This window comes from Lactococcus sp. dk101, assembly GCF_009601055.1.
GTDB lineage: Bacteria > Bacillota > Bacilli > Lactobacillales > Streptococcaceae > Lactococcus.
Map to the genome: position 1 here is coordinate 1 of NZ_WITI01000014.1, position 19,386 is coordinate 19,386.

Sequence of the window (19,386 nt, forward strand, 5' to 3'; positions counted from 1 at the left end):
TTTTACGTTGACTTGTATTTTATTTTTTTCCATTTTTGTTTCCTATTCTTAATGTTTTTTAATGTCTCTCTCATGCTATAATGTCTGTAGGCTATTGGTAGTAGCCTAGATTATAGAAAGGAGGTGTCTATGAGATTTGACATGACTTTTACAGTCACAGTTGTAATTGCTTTATCTGCTTTATTTTCACCGATATTAACTGCAATTATAAATAACCAACATCTAAGAAAGATGAAAAAATTAGATATGCAGGAAAACAACCAGAATAGTTATTATCTTCATAAACGTGAACTGCTTGAAACTTTTCTTGTTTGCATTAGTAATTCAACTTTCGATAGTGATATTGACAGCACTGCTAAATTGAATGCTAGTTACTATAAAATCATCCCCTATATCCCCAATGAAGAAATTGAAAAATTTAATCAAATTATCAATTCCATTAACAAAAATGAGAATAAGGAATCTTGGTGGGAATATATTACCCAAAATATATTACCTGTTATCCGAGAACTCCTATCAGAGTCACCAGAAGGCAAATAAACAGTGCATAGATAGAATAGATTAGGACTAATTCTTCATCTATTTTTTTCATAACAAAGCAACATATCACTGCTGCTAACCAAACTAATACAACTGATGCTGTTTTCATTTCTCTCCCCTTAAAATAAGCCAAATTGATACTCTCGTATCGTTCTATATAGCTCAGTTATGGCCATAGTCATTTCTGGGCTATTTCTATTTCGTTTAATATTTTTAGTTTCTCCTTCAATCAGATCAAAGAAATAATTAACAGTAGTTTGATCAACATCTAAACCTTTACGGATGTTGTCATTTCTTCTTTTCTTTTGTCGTTCTCTCGAATACTTCGGCACGTAATTCATTTTCTTCTCCTTAATACAGTTTCCAGTCTTCTCTTAGAATGTCTTCGCTCCCTGGATTCCAATACCTTCTAGGTTCGGGATATTTTTCTTCATACCCATTATTTGTTTTGCGAAAGTACGGTTTATCTCCCATAAGTACCATGCCAAGCGAAGCTGAGGTAGTTGGAATAATAATAACTCCACTTTCTTTGTAATCATCGTTTGTAATCGCCTTATTTTCGTCTAAGGCTTTTTTTGTTGCTTCGATAATATTCATTTTCTTGTTTCCTTTTCTAATTTTTTTTAATGTCTCTCTCGTGCTATAATGTCTGTAGGCTATTGGTAGTAGCCTAGAATATAGAAAGGAGAATCGTATGGATAAAATTATTGTAAATTTTTCTGATGGAACATCTAAAACTTTTCATGAGGGTCAAATTGTTATTCCTTGGAAAAAATCAGGAAAAAATGTTTCAACTGCTGAGCCATACACATTATGGGTACATCCTGATTATGAGTTAATTCCTAGCTTTATGGAAATGCTAGTTAATTGTGACTTTTTCTATGAACTGGAAACCCCTAAAATTTGTTATGCTTCTAATTCCGTTGTGAAAGTGGAAGTCATTTAACAATTAAGTTATTCAATGCAAGTTCTGTTATTCTTGATTGGATAACTTTTTTTATTTCTACTCCTTGAGGTGTGAGAGCTGAGCATTTGGAATTCATGATAATTGCTTCCTTATATGTTGATGAGTTCGCAAGAATTGTTTCCAATTGTTTATTGATAAGTTGCTCGATTTGATCTGAAAAATCGTTCATTTTATATCTCCTTATTTTTTAACTTTCACTTGGCCCTGATGTCTATCTAAATAATGAATCGAACGTTCTAAGTAATTATTTAGTTCACGATAGCTTAGTTTATTTTCTTCTGCGAGCTTCAATATTGTGTCAAAGAACATTTCACCTGTAACTATACGCACCTTTTTATCTGTTGCCACTGGGTTTACGGATAACTTTAGCTCAGTTCCCAACAGCTCATCTACTGAAAGTTTTAGCTCATTGCTTTTAGTAATGATTTTTTCTAGCCCTTTAGCCAATACATCTCCGTTTTCCAATTCAACTTTTAATGTTACTTTTCCTTTTTCCATCTTCTTCTCCTTAAAACAGCTCAAGCTGCATCATTTTTTTCAATAGTTGGTAGAATACCTTCTGACTTAAGCACGTTGTAAATGAATATCCGTCCTTTTTGAGTCCATTTAGTATTCATAACGACTTTTTCACCACCTTTTTTATAGTTAGGTAGGCTTGTTGTATCACTAAACGTGTATCCGTGGTTTTTATGTTTGGCATACAATAGCCACTGTCCGCCAACTTTATGTTGAATTTGTAATTCATACAACATTTTGTTTAGTGCCTGTGCTGTCATACCGTAGTCATCAGCAATTTGACTAATCGTTACGAGCGACTTAGACTTAAGAATGCGATCATAGTAGTCAGCTTTTGGACGACTTTCAGCGACTTGTTGAGATAACATCGCTGTTTTTTCTTGCTCTGTTTTAAGCTGTGTGGCAAGTTTAATGATGAAGTCTGGGCTAGTCAATGTCTTTTCGATGACTTCGCTTGTCATGTACGCTCCGTGCTTGCGGATTGTTTTCAGAATTTCTTTAACTTTCTTCTTGAAAAGTTTTGCTTGTTGCTTTCTTGACTGCATCAAAACTTCATAAAGTCCGTCTTCTGTTAAAAACCACATGTTACGATTTTGACCTGATGTAGATACTAACGACATCAGCTTTTCATCATCATCAATATTATTAAGCATGTCACGATTATTTTTAATCTCAATCATCTCTGCGATATCTTTCGCCAAAAATAACGGATTTTCTGCTGTACCATAAATTTTTGCTTTAAATCCTTCAACGTTTTGTAATTCGTTCATTTTCTTGTTCCTTTCATTTTGTCAATTTCTGCTTTTCCCTTTTTCCATCTTCTTCTCCTTAAAACAGCTCAAGCTGATTGATTTGCGCTTTGACTACTGATGACGGTTGCCAGGTATCGATGAATTCCAGTGCAGTCATAAAGTCAACATCTTTAATCCGTCCACGATTTGGAACGTTGAACAGTCGCTTGATGTTTGCACCTAGCTCTTGGAACAACATGCTCTTAGCTTCTTTTTCATAATTGAAGTCATTACAAATTGAGTAAACCTTTTTACGCACATGTGCATCGATTGTGCCTTTGTCTTCTGTCGTGATCAGCTTGTTTTGCTCAATCTCTATCAAGCGGTCGTTCAAGTCATCGACACGTTGGTTTGTTTCTTCAGTTACTGACAAGGCTAATAAAGCAAGTTCACGCTGCGTAGTTGGGATTTGTGGTTGTTGTTGGTAGCCACCCGTTTTGCGGATTGTTGGGAGAACTTCAATAGCTAGCCAGTCCGTGAATTTTTCAGCAACAGCGTTGTTTGCTTTGAAAGCAAGTTTATAAACCATAGGCTCACTGATGAATGAACCTTTTTCAATTTTCCCAACTCGTTGGGAAAGATATTCATTTACTCTAGACCACCGAACTACTACGTTGCCACTTTTGGCAACGGTGGTAAATCCAAGTGCTTTTGCAACATCTTCAGCATTGAATAGATTTTCTGTTCCATCAGTTTGCACTGATAGATTAAATAGTTCGTTTTTGAATGTTTGTACTTGTGTCATTTTCTTGTTCCTTTCATTTTGTCAATTTCTGCTTTTTCCTTCTTCCATTCTCGTGTGCCTCTATAAGTGAGGTAAGCATCGAATGCATCAATTCGTACAATCCGTCCATTATCTTGAAGCCCATTTTTGAATTTAGGAAACCAATCCATTTCTCGTCTTACTGTGCCTGCATGCCCAACACTAATGCTGAATATTTGCGATAGTGTTTTATCGTCTGCAGAAATTTTGGGGATTGTAACTTCTTTAATCACTGGAATTTCCATTTTCGCCTCCATCTTTTAAATTATTTTTTGTGTTCTTTTTCGGGAACGTTTTCTTTAAAAAAAAGCCCCAAATCATCTTTGCCATACCCAAAAATTGATGCTAGTTTAATTAATTCATTAGCTCCGATAGCAACTAAGCCATTTTCCCTTTTTGCATATGGTGCTCTTGATTTCCACCCCATCTGTTTTGCAACATCATCTTGAGTTAAATCATTAGCAATTCGTTCAGCTTTAATTCTGCTCAAATTTATCGTCATATATTTTTCCTTTCCGTTCTCTTTCGGGAACAAACAATAATAACACGTTTGTTCTCGTATGTCAACACAAAAGTTAAAAAAATTATCAAAAAAGTTTTTTTATCAACCTATTGTGCTTTTTTGGGAACGGTGCTATAATATAATTATCAATTAAAGAGGTCAAAAATATGCGAACAAATGAAGAAATAGTAAAGATTCTAATAAGCGAAAAAGAAAAACAAGGTCTTTCATTATCTGAAATTGCTAGAAGAGTAGATATGGCTAAGTCTGCACTTTCACGATATTTTAATTTTTCCAGAGAATTCCCTTTGAATAAAGCTGATGACTTTGCAAAAGTCTTAAACATATCTACAGAGTATCTTTTGGGGATATCAAAAGAAGATGTTGATAATAGTGTTATTTCCAAGAAAAATCTTAAAATCGATAAAATATTCGATAAACTTGATACACCCCGTCAAGAAAAGGTAGTGGATTTTGCTGAAAATCAATTAAAAGAACAAACTGAACAAAATAATAAGGTAATTCCAATTGGTAAGAATACTTATACCGATGAAGAACTTATGGACATTATTTCACGTGGTGTTGCAAGTGATGGTACAGAACAGACCGAAGCAGAAAAAGAATTCTTCTTCAATCTCATTAAGAACCACTTAGAGGGTAAAGATGAGGAATAGGTATGGATGTATGGAAACTGGCAAGGGAGTTGGGAGCTGATATTGTATTTTTTACTCCAGAAGAATTTACTAATAAAGATGGAATGTACTATAAGGAACTAAATCTAATTTGTCTCAACGTTTTATCAAGTGCAAAAAGACAAGAAAATGTTGTATATCATGAAATCGGACATCACGCATATGGGCACCAACATTTTGACATTAATTCAAAAATATATAGCTTGAAGCAAGAAGCTGAAGCTAATAGATATATGATTAAACAACGTGCAGATGAGTGGTTAAGCGCATATGACTGGGAACCTGAATACATCGATATTGATAGCTTTCTCAGTTTTTTTGAAATAGATGATCACTTATATGACTTAGCCGAAGATGTTTTTCACGATATACTAGGATGGGCGTTATTAAGTAAAATGAGTTAAAAAATGAAGGGGGTCTGTGATGTGGGTAGAAACACTTCCAAACGGAAAATTTAAATACACTGAACGTTACAAAGATAAGTTTGATCGCACAAAAAAAGTATCAATTACTTTAGATAAAAACACAGCTCGCTCTAATAACGAAGCTCAAAAAATATTATTTGAAAAGATAAACCAAAAGAACAGCGCTTCTCTTTCAATAGGCAAGACATTCTGGAATACTAAAGACGAATGGCTAACAATTGCTGAATTAACTTTAAAACCAGCATCGATCAGAGCGAAAACAAATGCGCTAAAAAACGTACAGAATTATATTTCCCAAGATACTCTACTGGAGCAAATAACTCGTCCAACGATACACGACATCTTGTCAGACTTATATTATGAAAAGAATTTATCTTATTCATACATTGGAATAATAAAATCTACTATATCAAATATATTTGAGTATGCTATTAACAAAGGCTATATCAATACTAATCCTACTAAAAATATACTACTGCCTAAAAAGAAAATAAGTTTGTCCGAGAGAGAGAAAAGGAAAAACAAATATTTAGAAGTTGATGAGCTTAAGGAAGTAATTCAACTAGCAAACTCTAAAAATGAAAGATGGGCAAATTTAATAGAATTCATGTCGCTCACTGGGCTAAGACAAGGTGAAGCGATGGGATTGCAGACAAAAAACATAAAAAATGATAGAATAGAAATCAGTGGAACTTATGACAGATATGCTCATGAAAAAGTGCTTCCCAAAAATCAATATTCCGAACGAATAGTGTCTCTATCAGACCGAGCTTCAGAAATATTAGTTGAGATAATTTCTCAAAATATACAAGAAAAGAGAACTAAGAATTCACCTAACGATTTCATCTTTGTCACAAGGAATGGTACGCCACTTTATGATGCAGCTTTCAATAGATTTTTGCATGGCTTGAACTATAAGAAACCATTATCGAGCCACATATTTAGGCATACGCATATCGCCCTCTTAACTGAATTGGGAATCCCACTAAAAGTAATAATGGATAGAGTGGGACATAACGAGCCTAAAACAACCTTATCGATTTATACCCATGTCACAAAAAAACTTAATGAAAATACCGTTAGTAAATTAAATGGTATCAATTTGAATTAAAAGGGGCAAAAAAGGGGCAAAGATGTTCAAAAATATTGAAATCTGTTTAAATTTTTTAGCTATGAGACATGCCCAAAATACTGCTAAATCAACGTTAGCTAACTTTTATAAGAAAGGAAGAAATCCAAATTATATATCTAGACAATGCTGCTACAACTCCAGTATTGCCTGAAGTTGTGGAGGTAATGTCTGACACACTCCTCACAACTTTCGGTAATCCTTCAAGTATTCATTCTTACGGACGCGTAGCTTTTCAAACCGTTCGTCAAAGTCGAGAAGTAATCGCTCAAGCACTTCAGGTCTCAGCTCGCCAGATTACATTTACTTCTGGTGCAAGTGAGTCAAACAATACTGCCATCATCGGTTACGCCTTGGCGCACCGCAAGCTTGGCAACCATATTGTGACAACTGCGATTGAGCATCCGTCAGTCATCAACACGGTACAATACCTTCATGACCGACATGGCTTTGATATTACTTTTGTCCAACCTGAACCAGATGGTTCTGTCAGCGCTGACAGCATTAAAAACGCCCTTCGTCCTGACACCATTCTCGTCAGCATGATGTGGTCAAATAATGAAACAGGGCAACTCTTGCCCGTCAGTGAAGTAGGCGAGATTTTGAGTCATCACCAAGCTGTCTTTCATGTGGATGCCACACAGGTTATGGGAAAAATCCCTGTTCATCCCTTAGAAATCAAAGCTGATTTTGTTTCCGCTTCTGGTCACAAATTTCATGGGCCAAAAGGAGTTGGCTTTTTGTATCATGTAGACCTTTTGTTTGATCCATTGATTCATGGTGGCGAGCAAGAAGAAAAACGTCGGGCAGGGACAGAAAACCTTCATTCACTAGTAGGAATGGCGAAAGCCTTACAGATTTCCGTTACGCATATGAGCGAGAATTATGAGAAGGTTGAGCAGCTTAAGACACATTTATTTGAGCAAATCTCAGATTTAACTTTTTATAAAAATGAATTTGGAAAAAGCATGCCTCATGTTGTGAATCTTGCTTTTCCTGAACGAAATCATGACTTGCTGTTGACCAAACTTGATTTGGCTGGAATTGCCATCTCAACAGGTTCTGCTTGTACTGCTGGTACCATTGAACCTTCACACGTGCTTGCTAGCATTTACGGTGAAAGTTCACCAAAATTAAAAGAAAATATTCGAATTTCATTTTCAGAACTTAACACAATCGATGAAATTGATGAATTCGCAATCAAATTAAAAAATGCTTTGAAATAAGCAACAGACATTTGGAGGGTTTATGGCTTTTGTTACTGAAAAACATCTTGACGACTGCAAATACACTTACGTGCTTGCACCAACAGTCAAGAAATTCACTTTGAAAGATAACACTTTTATTCAAACGAAAGTTGGGAGTTATGAATTCAAGCGTATGCTTGAAGAAGTTCCTAATTCTGGTTCTGGTTTTTTACTGAAAATCATTATCAGTCCTGATTTAACAGGATTTAAAATGTCGATTACAGATAAATCTGGTCTTCGTAACGTCAACATCTTCAAAAATGCAAGTTCCGTCATTCAAGAGAAATTCTATTTCCAAATGGATGTGCTTATTGACCGTGGCGTCTTTGCTACAAAATAAAAAATCCGTCAGTTTTACTGCTGACAGATTTTTTTTACCCTTTTTTTAACACAATAAAAGCCTGTCAGAACTGACAGACTTTCATTTATAGTCATTTAAGACTTAGATTGTATATGATCGAATTATTTGTCGATTGTAGCAACCATACCTGAACCAACAGTACGTCCACCTTCACGGATAGAGAATGTAGTTCCTTCTTCGATAGCAACTGGGTGGATCAATTCAACGTTGATGTGAACGTTATCACCAGGCATTACCATTTCAGTTCCTTCAGGAAGTTTGATTGAACCAGTAACGTCAGTTGTGTGGAAGTAGAATTGAGGACGGTAGTTGTCGAAGAATGGAGTGTGACGTCCGCCTTCTTCTTTGCTCAATACGTAAACTTCACCTTCGAATTTAGTATGTGGAGTGATTGAACCTAGTTTAGCAATAACTTGTCCACGTTCGATTTCGTCACGAAGAACACCACGGAGCAATACACCAACGTTATCGCCGGCTTCACCGCGTGAAAGTGTCTTACGGAACATTTCAACACCAGTAACAACAGCTTTTTTGATTTCGTCTTTGATACCAACGATTTCGATTTCGTTACCAACTTCAACAACACCACGTTCGATACGTCCTGAAGCAACAGTACCACGACCAGTGATTGAGAATACGTCTTCGACTGGAAGAAGCAATGGTTTGTCAAGGTCACGTTCTGGAGTTGGAATGTATGAGTCAACGATGTCCATCAATTCAAGGATAGCGTTAACGTATTTTTCTTCACCGTTCAAAGCACCAAGTGCTGAACCTTGTACGAATGGGATATTGTCGCCATCGAAGTCGTATTCTGACAAGAGGTCACGAACTTCCATTTCAACAAGTTCCATCAATTCTTCGTCGTCAACGAGGTCAGCTTTGTTGAGGAATACGATAAGGTATTTAACACCAACTTGACGTGAAAGCAAGATGTGTTCACGTGTTTGTGGCATTGGTCCATCAGTAGCAGCAACAACGAGGATAGCACCGTCCATTTGGGCAGCACCAGTGATCATGTTTTTAACGTAGTCCGCGTGACCTGGCGCATCGATGTGAGCGTAGTGACGTGCTGGAGTTTCGTATTCAACGTGAGCAGTGTTGATTGTGATACCGCGTTCGCGTTCTTCTGGAGCAGCATCGATAGATGCATAGTCTTTAACAACGTTAGTTGCTGAAGGGTATTTTTCAGCAAGAACTTTAGTGATCGCAGCAGTCAATGTAGTTTTACCGTGGTCGACGTGTCCGATTGTACCAATGTTAACGTGCGGTTTGCTACGGTCGTATACAGCTTTAGCCATTTTAAAATGTCTCCTTATTTTGAAAAAATAAAATTTTTTTATAGGCAGGCTGTGTTGCCACAATCTACCGTTCTTGACAATTATAACGAAAATATGGGAAAAAAGCAAGTTTTATCAGCCCTTTTCACTACTTTTTTTGCAAATCTTCCATTTTTAAGGGCTTTTAATCATTAAGTGGCTTTATTTCCTCTTCTTTTCAAATAAAATCTCGCTTTTCTTGTAGTAAAAACCTAAAAATGTTATGATTATCTCATGTAAATTTCGAATAGAAAGGACGAAAATCCATGGGACTTACCTTTAGAAAACGCGATGATTACGATAAATTGATGGACGAACTCGGCATCACCACCGTTGATTTAGTCAACTTAGAAGATGAAACAACAACTAAAACTGATAAAAAAGAAGATCCATTTGCTAAGTTTTTAGAAAAAGATGAAGAAACAACCGAAGATCCATTTGCCAAATTTTTAAAAACGGCTGACGAAGCTGAAAATAAATAAAAAGGATTTGAATTTTCGCCATTTTCTTGCTACAATTAGAAAAAAATTAAAATTAACATTGAGGAAATTATGGCTTATAAAAAACAACCCAAAAGTACCTTTCAAAAAATCGTTTTCGTTTTTGTTATTGTGATGATTGCACTGACTCTTCTTACTGTCGTTGCTTCAATGCTGTAAAAATTAAAAAGATTTCAGGAATTAGAGGCTCGAGAGAGCCTTTTTTCATACAAAAAAACCTGTCAGTACTGACAGGTTTTCATTTTATTAAGCTTCAAAGCCTTGACTCAAAACTTCAGGGAATTCACTTTCAACAATGCTTGCACAGTTTTGGCAAAGCATGTGAAGGTGTTCATTGGCGTGTTTGCCAACTGTTTCGTCAGTTCTACGACAACGGTCGCAAACTTCACCTTTGGCGTGTTCAACAAGAATTGCACAGTCGTTAAAGACGTTTGCAGCTTCTGGCGCTACTTCATGCGAAACTGTCAGCTCTGACACAATCAACAATTTGGCCAAGTTTTCGTCCAATGATCCGAGCAATGCACGCGTAATTTCATTTGGATAAACCGTTACTTTGGCTTCAAATGACTTCCCAATCAATTTGGCTTCACGCGCTTCTTCGAGTGCTTTCAGGACTTTATTACGGAAATCAAAGAAGGCTGACCAATTTTCCAAAAGTTCTTCAGAACCTGGATAATCAATGGCTTCTGGCATTTCTGACAAGTAAGCATATGCTTCTGTTTCTTCTTCGAGGTAAGTCCATACTTCTTCTGTAGTATGAGGCAAGATTGGAACCAACATCTTAACCAAATCTACCAAGATATGATACATGACCGTTTGCATGCCGCGACGTGTCGCAGATTTTTCGGCATCAATATAGACAACATCTTTGGCAAAATCAAGATAAAATGCAGACAAGTCATTGGTCATGAAGTTAACAATTTCTTTGTAAACATTCATGAAACTATAGCTGTCGTAGCTCTTACGAACTGAACGGACAAGTTCATTGAACTTAACCAACATGTACTTATCAGACCCTGATAATTCGCTGTATTCAATGCTGTCAGTGCTGACAGAGAAGTCTGCAGTATTGGCAATCAAGAAACGCAATGTGTTACGGATTTTACGGTAAGTATCAGCGACTTGGCTCAAGATATCCATTGAGACGCGGACGTCATTTTCATAGTCAACTGAAGCGACCCATAAGCGAAGAATGTCTGCACCGAATTTTGTGGTAACATCCGCTGGTACAATCGTATTGCCAAGTGATTTAGACATCTTCATGCCTTTACCATCAAGAACGAACCCTTGTGAAAGGACTGCCTTATATGGCGCTACACCATTGACAGCGACAGAAGTCGTGATTGATGAATTGAACCATCCACGATATTGGTCAGAACCTTCAAGGTAGAGGTCAGCAGGATAGCTGAGTTCTTCACGTGTGTTCAAAACACCGTTCCAAGATGAACCTGAGTCAAACCAAACGTCCATGATGTCATTTTCTTTAGTAAATTCACCATTTGGAGCACTTGGATGGCTGAAACCTTCAGGCAACAATTCTTTTGCTTCATGCGTGAACCAGTATCCAGAACCATGTTTTTCAAAGAGTTGAGCAACATGTTCTGTCGTTTCAGGCGTAATGATTGGTGTACCATCTTCGCCATAGAAAATTGGCAATGGAACACCCCAAGCACGTTGACGTGAAATCACCCAGTCTCCACGGTCACGAACCATGTTGTAAAGACGGTTTTTGCCCCATGGCACAATCCAATCTACACGTTCAACTTCGTCCAAAATGTTTTGACGGAATTTATCGATTGACGCGAACCATTGTGGTGTCGCACGGTAAACAACCGGTTTTTTAGTTCGCCAGTCATGTGGATATGAGTGAGTAAAGTAAGTGATTGACAACAAACGGTCATTTTCTTCTAACCAGCCTTGAATCGTTGGGATGGCCTTTTCATAGTACATGCCTTCAAGTCCAGGTGCATTTTCATTGAAATGCCCTTGACCATCCAAGTCTTCGATAACTGGCAGATTGTAAGAACGTGAGAAGAAATAGTCATCTTCACCATGGTTTGGTGAACTGTGGACAAGTCCAGTCCCAGAATCAAGTGAAAGATAATCCCCAACCATAACCAATGACTCACGGTCATAAAATGGGTGATGTGCAGTCATGCGGTCAAGTTCAGAACCTTTGATGGTTTGAATAACTTCTGGATTTTCCCAGCTCAATTTTTCAGTAACATCTGCCAATAAATCTTGAGCAATCAAGAATTTACGGTCATTGACAGCAACCAAAGCATATGTGTAGTCAGGATGAACAAAAATACCACGGTTTGATGGGAATGTCCAAACAGTCGTTGTCCAAATGACAAATTCAGTGTCTTCTGGCAATTTTCCGTGTGTATCAGCCGCTTTAAAAGCAACATACAATGATGGAGATTTAACATCATGGTATTCGATTTCTGCTTCAGCAAGTGAACTTTCTGAAGATGGAGACCAATAGATTGGTTTTGCACCTTTGTAGATATAGCCTTTTTCTGCCATTTTTCCAAAGACACGAATTTCTTGTGCTTCAAATTCTGGAAGCAAAGTCAAATAAGGATGTTCCCAATCGCCTAAAACACCAAGTGTTTTAAAGTCTGTTCTTTGCTTGTCAACTTGAGAAAGCGCATATTTACGACATTCTTCAAGGTATGCTGCACGATCCATTTCCTTGCGGTTCATGCCTGCTTTAGCAAGCTGTTGCTCGATTGGCAACCCATGTGTATCCCAACCAGGAACGTAAGGAGCGCGGAAACCAGACATTGATTTGTAACGAACAATAATGTCTTTTGAAACCTTGTTCAATGAGTGTCCAATATGGATATTTCCGTTCGCATAAGGAGGGCCATCGTGAAGCATATATGAAGGTTTACCTTCATTTAGGGCTTGACGTTGACCATACAAGTCTGCATCTTCCCAATCTTTTTGCCAGACTGGTTCTTTCTTGGGAAGACCTGCACGCATTGGAAATGCAGTCTTACCAAGATTTAAAGTATCTTTGATTTTCATTTTTTAACCTCTCCAAGTGTTATTAGTTTTCCACTGTGGATAAATAAAGTCATCATGCTGATTTCATTTATCCACAGTGGAAAAAAGAATTAAAAAAACGGCTTTCGCAAAGGACGAAAACCGTGTTACCACCTTTATTTTTTCAATTATTGTCTAAACAATAATCAAAAACTCAAAACAAGTAACGTTTGTTATCCGTCCTAGCTTAATTTGTTCAGCCAGAATTTGTGGGGTGACCCAATCAACTGATAAGTTGAAACACAGGGAATGCGAAACTTCCATCAACTTTCGCTTGCTACAAATATGTTACTTCAACTCGTGGTTTGATTTTTAAATTTTATTATTCGTGTGTCTCTTCTTCACTTTCTGAATCTTCAGTAGGCAAAGTTTCGTTGACAACATTTTCTACAGAAACTGGCTCTTGGTCAAGTTCTGGGAAAATTTCTGTTTCATGTTCTTCTTCAGCTTCAACGGCTTGAGCAGCGTCAGATTTAACTTCTTCAAGACTTTCAGCTACTGTTTGACCTGTACCAAAAGTAGGTTCAACAGTTACTGTATGTGTTTCAACAACTTGCTCAACGACTTCCTCAGTCGCTGGTGTCATATCAACCACTTCTTCGGCTGAAAGACGAGTTGTTGTATCAATGATTTCTTGAAGTTTTTCTTCGGGATTAATCAAATAATCGCTAGATGCTGGTTTAATGACATTTTCCCAATCATCAGATTGGATAGAAGCCATTTGTGTTTCAATAAGTGATGACATACGTTGGTGATACATGCGCATCTTACGTTTCAAATCATCCGTGTTACGAACCAATTCACGAGCATCATCTGAAGCAGCATTCAAAATCAAACTTGCTTCTTTTTTCGCTGCTTCAATTATCATTTGACTCTTCGCAGCGGCTTCAGATAAGTTCATTTGACTCTTTGCTTTGGCATCAGTAATCATGCCATCTGCTTCCTTTTCCGCTTGCGCACGTAAATTATCAGCTGCATCTTGAGCAACAACGATTGATTTATTCAATGAGTCTTTCATTTCATCAAAATATTTCACACGTTCACGCAAAGATTTCAATTCACGTTCTTGGTCTTTCAAAGTTTGAGCAAAATCATCATAATCACGTACAACAATATCTAAAAATTCATCAACTTCGTGCTTGTTAAAACCACGCCATTGTGGATTAAAGGTTTTATTTTGGACGTCAAGACTATTCAGTGTCATCGTTCCTCCTTTTAATGTAAAAATGAAATGAATGCAAATTCAAGTCAAAAAATTATTTCCAACTTTTAAAAATTAATTCTATTTTAACTTCTAAAATTTAGAAAAAATCCTTTACATTTCTTACGATTTTCTAATTTATTTTTTATTTCTTGTTATTTCAACAGAAATTTTCTGTTTTCCTTTTTTGGTTATCCCAAGTTCATCAATGATTTTGATTCTACCAAATCCTCGAACACTCACTAAATCGCCAATTTCAACAGAAAAATCTTTTTTTTCAATTTCAAGGTAATTTAATTTTACCTTCTTTGATTCTAACATATTCTTCGCAATATTGCGAGAAACTTTAAAAGATGAAGCAATTATTTTATCAATACGTAAATTATCAACCAATAAAATCTCAGCACTTGCTTGTGTGACTGTTTCTGTCAGCTCTGACAGCGGAATTTCTTTAATCTTAACAGAAATGCGAGCAATCTTATCGATACTTTTGAACAGCTCGACCAAATGCCTGCTGACAAAAACTTGGACAGCTTCGTCAGTAATGACAATATCACCTAATTCCTGTCTTTTAATGCCCGTCTGATTGAGAAAGGCACCTAAAACTTGAGCATGCGTCAGTTGATTGAACTTGATTGCATAAGAAATCTTTAATAAAGACAAATCAAAATCGGCTTGATCCAAAACATAAAAATCAGGTGCTAAGATAAATTTAGTCAGTTCCGTTTCTGCTAAATCCTGAGAAGAAAAGCATTGAATTTCTTTCTTACCCAGCAAACTCTTTAAAATAAAGGCTTCACGTGGGTTTAGAAAATAAGTTGAAATAACAGCATAAGCATTTTCAACTTGATCCAGCCAGTCCATCACACGATCAATAAAAATTCGTTCTTCAGCTTTAAAATGCTGATAGATATTGTCATTGCTCATAAGACAGCATTAACAAGAAGTTGAAACATAATTTTGATAAATTGTTGAATGACTTGCAGTGAAATAACAGCCACGAGGACTGATAAATCAAGGCCAGCAATTCTTAAGGGGAGACGTTCAAATAAGCTAATATAAGGCTGACTTAATTTGATGATCAAGCGGCCAATCGCACTATTTTGAACTTGCGGTACCCAACTCATTAAAGCATAGGCAACTAAAACCCAGCTATAAATATTAATCAAAATAAACAGATAATTAATGATTTGAGCAATCAGATTTAAAGTAGTATAAGTTGTCATTAATATAAATCGTAACTTTCAAAATTTTGACTTGCAAGGATTGACATTTCTTTAGCAGCATCAACGGTAATGTGAGCAGGTGTCATCAAGAAAATCTGTCCACCGACGTTTTGAATGTCACCGTCAAGAGTGAATGCAACACCAGTCATGAAGTCGATTGAACGACGTGCTTGGTTGTCACCCATATATTTAAAATTAACAAGAACAGATTCACCATTTTTAACGATACGCGCTGCTTCCATAATGTCAGCATAAGCACGAGGTTCTTTAATTGCAATGGTAGAAACACTTGCTACAGCTTGTTGTTGCGCAGTTATTGTTTGGTTCATTGAAGTCTTTTCTATCGTTTTTTCTTTTAATGCAGCAGGACGTTTTGGCATTTGACGTGCTTGCGTTTGTTGCATTTGAGGTCTTACAGTAGGACGTGGTGCTTCACGCTTGGGTGGATTAACCGGTCTTACTTTTTCTTCAACTGCTGAATTTAATGGCGTAGTAGAGACAACTACTGGTTTTGGTTTTTGTGCAGGAGAAGCTTGTTCAAATTCTTCGTCTTCTTCTACAAAATAATCACGAAGACCATTTACCCAATCTTTAAAGGCCATTTTTTCCTCCAGTTCCTAACTTAATTTAATATTATCATTTTAACATTTTTTTAAGAAACTGACCAATATGTCTGTCAGCTTCTATAAAGTATCAAAACTAATTTTTTTATCACTCTTTGCTTAAATCAACATCACGTAAAAAGTCATGTCCAATTCTCACAAAAGTTGCTCCCTCTTTGATTGCAATTTGATAATCTCTGCTCATTCCCATGCTTAATTCCGTACAAGGAACATTTTCGAGATTCATCTCGGAAATTTCAACTTGTACTTGTTTTAAATCATGGAAAATACTAGCGCATTCTTCATCAGTTGCTTCAAGTGGTGCCATCGTCATCAAACCAACAATTTCAATTTTTGTAAACTGAGCAAATTCAGAAAGAATATCCATCAGTTCCGTTTTCGTAAAGCCATGTTTACTTTCTTCACCTGAAATATTCACTTGCAAGAAACATTTGATTTTGTGATCCGCTCTTTTTTCAATTTCTTGAGCTAACTTCAACGAGTCTAAAGCATGAAAGTAATCAACACAGTTGATTACTTCTTTTACTTTTCGACGTTGTAAGCTTCCAATCAAATGCCAAGTAAGTTCTAAATCCTTGAGTTGATTATATTTATCTAAGAATAATTCTGTACGATTTTCAGCGATATTTTGAATGCCTGCTTGGACGATTTGACGCGCCAAATTTGCATCTCCATATTTTGTTACTGCTAAAATCGATACTTTTTGATTTGAAAAATCTGAAAGATTTATCGCATTTTCAACATTATCCTTGATTCTCTTAACATTTTCAGCTATCGTCATCTTAACGTTTACGGAAAAATGGAGGTGTATCCAAATCTTCTTCTGAAGTAGGAACGCCACTGAAACTTGTTACGTTTGAAGCTTCATGATTGTTGTTTGAAACTGCTTGACGTGGTGAAGCATCACGACGAATATCCCAATCACCAAATGCAGATGCTGCTGCATTATTTGTTTGAGCTGCAGGTGCACTTGGTTGTGCTGCGCGGCTAACAGGTGTGTGTGTCAAGTTTGCATTGTGAACAAAGTTTTGACGACGTGGTTCTTCTTTACGAGGTGCTGGATTTAAAACAGCATCAACTTCTTCTTTAGAAACGCCAGTTGCAACAACAGTTACGCGAATTTCATCTTTCATATCAGGGTCAAGTGAAGTACCAAGCAAGATATTTACATCATTGCCGGCTGCTTGAATAACAATTTCAGATGCATCTTGAGCTTCTGTCAAGCTCATGTCCATTCCACCAGTAACATTCAAGAGGACATTTTCTGCACCTTCAATTGTTGTTTCAAGAAGTGGACTGTAGATTGCTTTACGAGTAGCTTCAATGACACGGTCTTCACCAGTAGCCACACCAATACCCATGAGGGCATCACCTTTGTTTGCCATAACTGTTTTCACATCAGCAAAGTCAAGGTTAATCATTCCTGGGTTAGTAATCAAGTCTGTAACACCTTGAACACCTTGACGCAAAACATTATCGGCTTCGCGTAAAGCTTCTGTCAAAGGTGTTTTCTTGTCAACGATTTCAAGCAGGTTGTTGTTTGAAATAATCAACAAAGTATCAACATTAGCACGTAATTCTTCGATACCTTCAGTTGCAAAGTATGAACGTTTTGAACCTTCAAATCCAAATGGACGTGTTACAACTGCTACTGTCAAAGCATTAAGTTCTTTAGCAATTTGTGCAATAACTGGTGCAGCACCTGTACCAGTTCCACCACCCATACCAGCAGTGATGAAAATCATATCAGAGCCTTCGAGCGCTTGTGAAATTGTTTCAGCTGATTCTTCAGCTGCACGTTGTCCAACTTCTGGTTGTGCACCAGCACCAAGACCACGTGTCAATTTAGGGCCAAGTTGAATGACCGTATCTGCTTTAGAGCTACGCAAAGCTTGCACATCGGTGTTTGCTGCGATGAATTCAACGCCAGAAACACCTTCTTCAATCATTCGGTTGATGGCATTGCCACCACCACCGCCAACACCGATGACTTTAATTACGGCACCTTGTGTTAAATCTGTATCAAATGAAAATTCCATTTTTTAATTCTCCGTTTTCTGTGTGATTAGTCAAATAGGTTGCCGAACATCTTCGAGATGCGACCAACAACGCCTTCTTTTTCTTCATCTGCTTCAACTTTTTGTGTAGGAGCAACTGGTGCTTGATAGAAACCAGGCTCAACGGTTTGTTCAGAATTTGAAGGTGAAACTTGAGGAGCTTGTACTTGAGCAACTGGTGCAACATAAGTTTCAACAGTTTCTGAAGGAACATAGCTATAATCACCACGTACTGCGTGTGATACCAATACGTCAATATCACTGCGATTTCCTACGAAATCAATCACGCTAATGACTTGGGCAAATGCAGGATTTCTAAGTCCCATTTCAGCAGGAACAAACAAACGTGCATTCATGTTCAACATGTTTGTAGCCAAATCAACAACGCCCGGCATTGCAGCTGCACCACCAAGAAGAACAATGCCTCCTGGGGCTTCAAAGTTATGATGAGCTTCCAAATCTTGACGAACACCGTCTAAAATTTGCGTCATTCTTGCTTCGATAATTTGTGAAAGATAATATTCAGTAATTTGTTCTGGTTCAGATTTACCAACGACGTCAACCATAAAGAATTCGTCTTGGCTTGCACGTTCTGTGCTTGCTTCACCATAATTTACTTTCAAATCTTCCGCTGCAGTCAATGATGTGTTTAAAACTGTAGAAATGTCTTTTGTGACATAATCTCCACCTTCTGGACGCGTATGTGTAAAGACAAGTTTTTGTTCTTTTACACCACTTACTGTTGTTTGTCCAGCACCAAGGTCAACCACTACTGTACCAAATTCGCGTTCGCCTTCAGAAAGCACATAGTGTGCCATAGCCAAAGGTGCAATAACGATGTTGTCAACCAACAAACCTGCACGTTCAACGACTTTACGAATGTTGTGGATAAGTGTTTTTGGCCCAGTGTAAACCAAACCATGCATTTCTAAACGTACACCAAACATCCCACGGGGATCTGAAATACCTTGGAAACCATCCACTGTAAACTCATTGATTTCAACAGCAATGATTTCACGTTCTGGTACGATACCACGCATCAAAGCGTTTTGTACTACTTGAAGTACGTCATTGTCAGTGATTTCTTTCGTTTCTCCAACGATTGGAACCATACCTTGGCATTTTTCCATTTCAAGTTGGTTAGCTGGAATACTTACATTGATGTGATCAATGGTAATTCCTGCACGTTCCTCTGCCGCATTGACAGCTTTTACTAAAGCTTGCGAAACCTTTTCTATGTCAACGATGATCCCATTTTTGAGTCCATCACTTTTGGCGTTTCCAACGCCGATTATATTCATTTCACCTGAGACGTATTCAGCTACCAATACTTTGATTGTATTTGTTCCGATATCTACGCCTGTATAAAGTCCACTTTTGGCCATAAAAGCGACTCCTTTCCTCATCCATCACAATTCATTTTTTATCAATATTTAAAAGGGGGGATTAGACAAGTTTTACCTAATCACGCCCATT

Annotated in this window: 26 protein-coding genes; 9 read left to right on the top strand and 17 right to left on the bottom strand. The window is 37.2% G+C overall.

Annotated features, from left to right (window positions below):
* The first annotated feature begins 129 nt into the window (after nt 1–129).
* The gene (locus GHI45_RS09195; RefSeq protein ID WP_147780507.1) at nt 130–540 is read left to right on the top strand and encodes a hypothetical protein; all 411 of its coding nucleotides are present in this window, start codon (nt 130–132) and stop codon (nt 538–540) included.
* A gap of 119 nt (nt 541–659) precedes the next feature.
* Here GHI45_RS09195 and GHI45_RS09200 read toward each other — a convergent pair whose 3' ends face one another.
* Both GHI45_RS09200 and GHI45_RS09205 read right to left on the bottom strand, forming a co-directional pair.
* A complete protein-coding gene (locus tag GHI45_RS09200; RefSeq protein ID WP_147780506.1) occupies nt 660–881 on the bottom strand; it encodes a hypothetical protein in 222 nt (73 codons plus the stop codon).
* A gap of 10 nt (nt 882–891) precedes the next feature.
* Complete coding sequence (locus tag GHI45_RS09205; RefSeq protein ID WP_147780505.1) at nt 892–1,137, bottom strand: hypothetical protein; 246 nt, start codon at nt 1,135–1,137, stop codon at nt 892–894.
* Nucleotides 1,138–1,234: 97 nt separating this feature from the next.
* Here GHI45_RS09205 and GHI45_RS09210 point away from each other — a divergent pair, with 97 nt between their 5' ends.
* Complete coding sequence (locus tag GHI45_RS09210; protein WP_147780504.1) at nt 1,235–1,486, top strand: hypothetical protein; 252 nt, start codon at nt 1,235–1,237, stop codon at nt 1,484–1,486.
* Here the strand turns inward: GHI45_RS09210 and GHI45_RS09215 are convergent.
* From GHI45_RS09215 to GHI45_RS09240, 6 genes are read right to left on the bottom strand one after another with little or no spacing between them, the layout of a single operon-like run.
* On the bottom strand, nt 1,479–1,676 hold the full coding sequence (locus GHI45_RS09215; RefSeq protein ID WP_147780503.1) for a hypothetical protein: 198 nt from the start codon (nt 1,674–1,676) through the stop codon (nt 1,479–1,481). The genes GHI45_RS09210 and GHI45_RS09215 overlap by 8 nt on opposite strands.
* Before the next feature lie 11 nt (nt 1,677–1,687).
* Nucleotides 1,688–2,005 carry a hypothetical protein gene (locus GHI45_RS09220; protein WP_147780502.1) on the bottom strand — a complete coding sequence of 106 codons (318 nt, stop codon included), beginning with the start codon at nt 2,003–2,005 and terminating at the stop codon, nt 1,688–1,690.
* Between the two features lie 20 nt (nt 2,006–2,025).
* Nucleotides 2,026–2,793, bottom strand: a complete 768-nt coding sequence (locus GHI45_RS09225) for a phage antirepressor KilAC domain-containing protein (RefSeq protein ID WP_147780501.1) — start codon at nt 2,791–2,793, stop codon at nt 2,026–2,028.
* Nucleotides 2,794–2,851: 58 nt separating this feature from the next.
* A complete protein-coding gene (locus GHI45_RS09230; protein WP_147780500.1) occupies nt 2,852–3,559 on the bottom strand; it encodes an ORF6C domain-containing protein in 708 nt (235 codons plus the stop codon).
* Entirely contained in the window at nt 3,556–3,822 is a 267-nt protein-coding gene (locus GHI45_RS09235; protein WP_228386061.1) for a hypothetical protein, read from the bottom strand. The genes GHI45_RS09230 and GHI45_RS09235 overlap by 4 nt, the downstream gene beginning before the upstream one ends.
* 20 nt (nt 3,823–3,842) lie before the next feature.
* Nucleotides 3,843–4,079 (bottom strand): helix-turn-helix domain-containing protein, encoded by a 237-nt coding sequence (locus GHI45_RS09240; protein WP_147780498.1) that lies wholly within the window; start codon nt 4,077–4,079, stop codon nt 3,843–3,845.
* A gap of 167 nt (nt 4,080–4,246) precedes the next feature.
* Between GHI45_RS09240 and GHI45_RS09245 the strand changes: the two genes are divergently transcribed.
* From GHI45_RS09245 to GHI45_RS09265, 5 genes are all read left to right on the top strand, one after another.
* On the top strand, nt 4,247–4,753 hold the full coding sequence (locus GHI45_RS09245) for a helix-turn-helix domain-containing protein (protein WP_147780497.1): 507 nt from the start codon (nt 4,247–4,249) through the stop codon (nt 4,751–4,753).
* Nucleotides 4,754–4,755: 2 nt separating this feature from the next.
* The gene (locus GHI45_RS09250) at nt 4,756–5,175 is read left to right on the top strand and encodes an ImmA/IrrE family metallo-endopeptidase (protein ID WP_147780496.1); all 420 of its coding nucleotides are present in this window, start codon (nt 4,756–4,758) and stop codon (nt 5,173–5,175) included.
* A 19-nt stretch (nt 5,176–5,194) separates the two neighbouring features.
* Nucleotides 5,195–6,307: a site-specific integrase gene (locus GHI45_RS09255; RefSeq protein ID WP_147780495.1), complete on the top strand. Its 1,113-nt coding sequence runs from the start codon at nt 5,195–5,197 to the stop codon at nt 6,305–6,307.
* A gap of 128 nt (nt 6,308–6,435) precedes the next feature.
* A complete protein-coding gene (locus GHI45_RS09260) occupies nt 6,436–7,551 on the top strand; it encodes a cysteine desulfurase family protein (RefSeq protein WP_147780494.1) in 1,116 nt (371 codons plus the stop codon).
* Between the two features lie 22 nt (nt 7,552–7,573).
* Nucleotides 7,574–7,912, top strand: a complete 339-nt coding sequence (locus GHI45_RS09265; protein WP_147780493.1) for a DUF1831 domain-containing protein — start codon at nt 7,574–7,576, stop codon at nt 7,910–7,912.
* Nucleotides 7,913–8,034: 122 nt separating this feature from the next.
* Here the strand turns inward: GHI45_RS09265 and tuf are convergent, their stop codons facing one another.
* Nucleotides 8,035–9,231, bottom strand: coding sequence for an elongation factor Tu (tuf, locus tag GHI45_RS09270; RefSeq protein ID WP_147780492.1), 1,197 nt, complete (start codon nt 9,229–9,231; stop codon nt 8,035–8,037).
* Between the two features lie 284 nt (nt 9,232–9,515).
* On the opposite strand from tuf, the gene GHI45_RS09275 reads away from it, so the two are divergent.
* Both GHI45_RS09275 and GHI45_RS09280 read left to right on the top strand, forming a co-directional pair.
* Complete coding sequence (locus GHI45_RS09275; protein ID WP_147780491.1) at nt 9,516–9,731, top strand: hypothetical protein; 216 nt, start codon at nt 9,516–9,518, stop codon at nt 9,729–9,731.
* 69 nt (nt 9,732–9,800) lie between these two features.
* Nucleotides 9,801–9,908, top strand: coding sequence for a DUF4044 domain-containing protein (locus GHI45_RS09280; RefSeq protein WP_147780490.1), 108 nt, complete (start codon nt 9,801–9,803; stop codon nt 9,906–9,908).
* A gap of 87 nt (nt 9,909–9,995) precedes the next feature.
* Here GHI45_RS09280 and ileS read toward each other — a convergent pair whose 3' ends face one another.
* The 8 genes from ileS to ftsA form a co-directional block, all read right to left on the bottom strand.
* Nucleotides 9,996–12,785, bottom strand: a complete 2,790-nt coding sequence (gene ileS, locus GHI45_RS09285) for an isoleucine--tRNA ligase (protein WP_147780489.1) — start codon at nt 12,783–12,785, stop codon at nt 9,996–9,998.
* Between the two features lie 340 nt (nt 12,786–13,125).
* The gene (locus tag GHI45_RS09290; protein ID WP_147780488.1) at nt 13,126–14,007 is read right to left on the bottom strand and encodes a DivIVA domain-containing protein; all 882 of its coding nucleotides are present in this window, start codon (nt 14,005–14,007) and stop codon (nt 13,126–13,128) included.
* 135 nt (nt 14,008–14,142) lie between these two features.
* Nucleotides 14,143–14,931, bottom strand: a complete 789-nt coding sequence (locus GHI45_RS09295; protein WP_147780487.1) for an RNA-binding protein — start codon at nt 14,929–14,931, stop codon at nt 14,143–14,145.
* Nucleotides 14,928–15,230, bottom strand: a complete 303-nt coding sequence (locus tag GHI45_RS09300; RefSeq protein ID WP_147780486.1) for a YggT family protein — start codon at nt 15,228–15,230, stop codon at nt 14,928–14,930. The genes GHI45_RS09295 and GHI45_RS09300 overlap by 4 nt, the downstream gene beginning before the upstream one ends.
* Nucleotides 15,230–15,832 (bottom strand): cell division protein SepF, encoded by a 603-nt coding sequence (locus tag GHI45_RS09305; RefSeq protein ID WP_147780485.1) that lies wholly within the window; start codon nt 15,830–15,832, stop codon nt 15,230–15,232. The genes GHI45_RS09300 and GHI45_RS09305 overlap by 1 nt, the downstream gene beginning before the upstream one ends.
* A 109-nt stretch (nt 15,833–15,941) precedes the next feature.
* On the bottom strand, nt 15,942–16,634 hold the full coding sequence (locus GHI45_RS09310; protein WP_147780484.1) for a YggS family pyridoxal phosphate-dependent enzyme: 693 nt from the start codon (nt 16,632–16,634) through the stop codon (nt 15,942–15,944).
* A gap of 1 nt (nt 16,635) precedes the next feature.
* Nucleotides 16,636–17,892 (bottom strand): cell division protein FtsZ, encoded by a 1,257-nt coding sequence (ftsZ, locus tag GHI45_RS09315; RefSeq protein WP_147780483.1) that lies wholly within the window; start codon nt 17,890–17,892, stop codon nt 16,636–16,638.
* Between the two features lie 26 nt (nt 17,893–17,918).
* A complete protein-coding gene (gene ftsA, locus GHI45_RS09320) occupies nt 17,919–19,295 on the bottom strand; it encodes a cell division protein FtsA (RefSeq protein ID WP_147780482.1) in 1,377 nt (458 codons plus the stop codon).
* Nucleotides 19,296–19,386 lie beyond the last annotated feature (91 nt).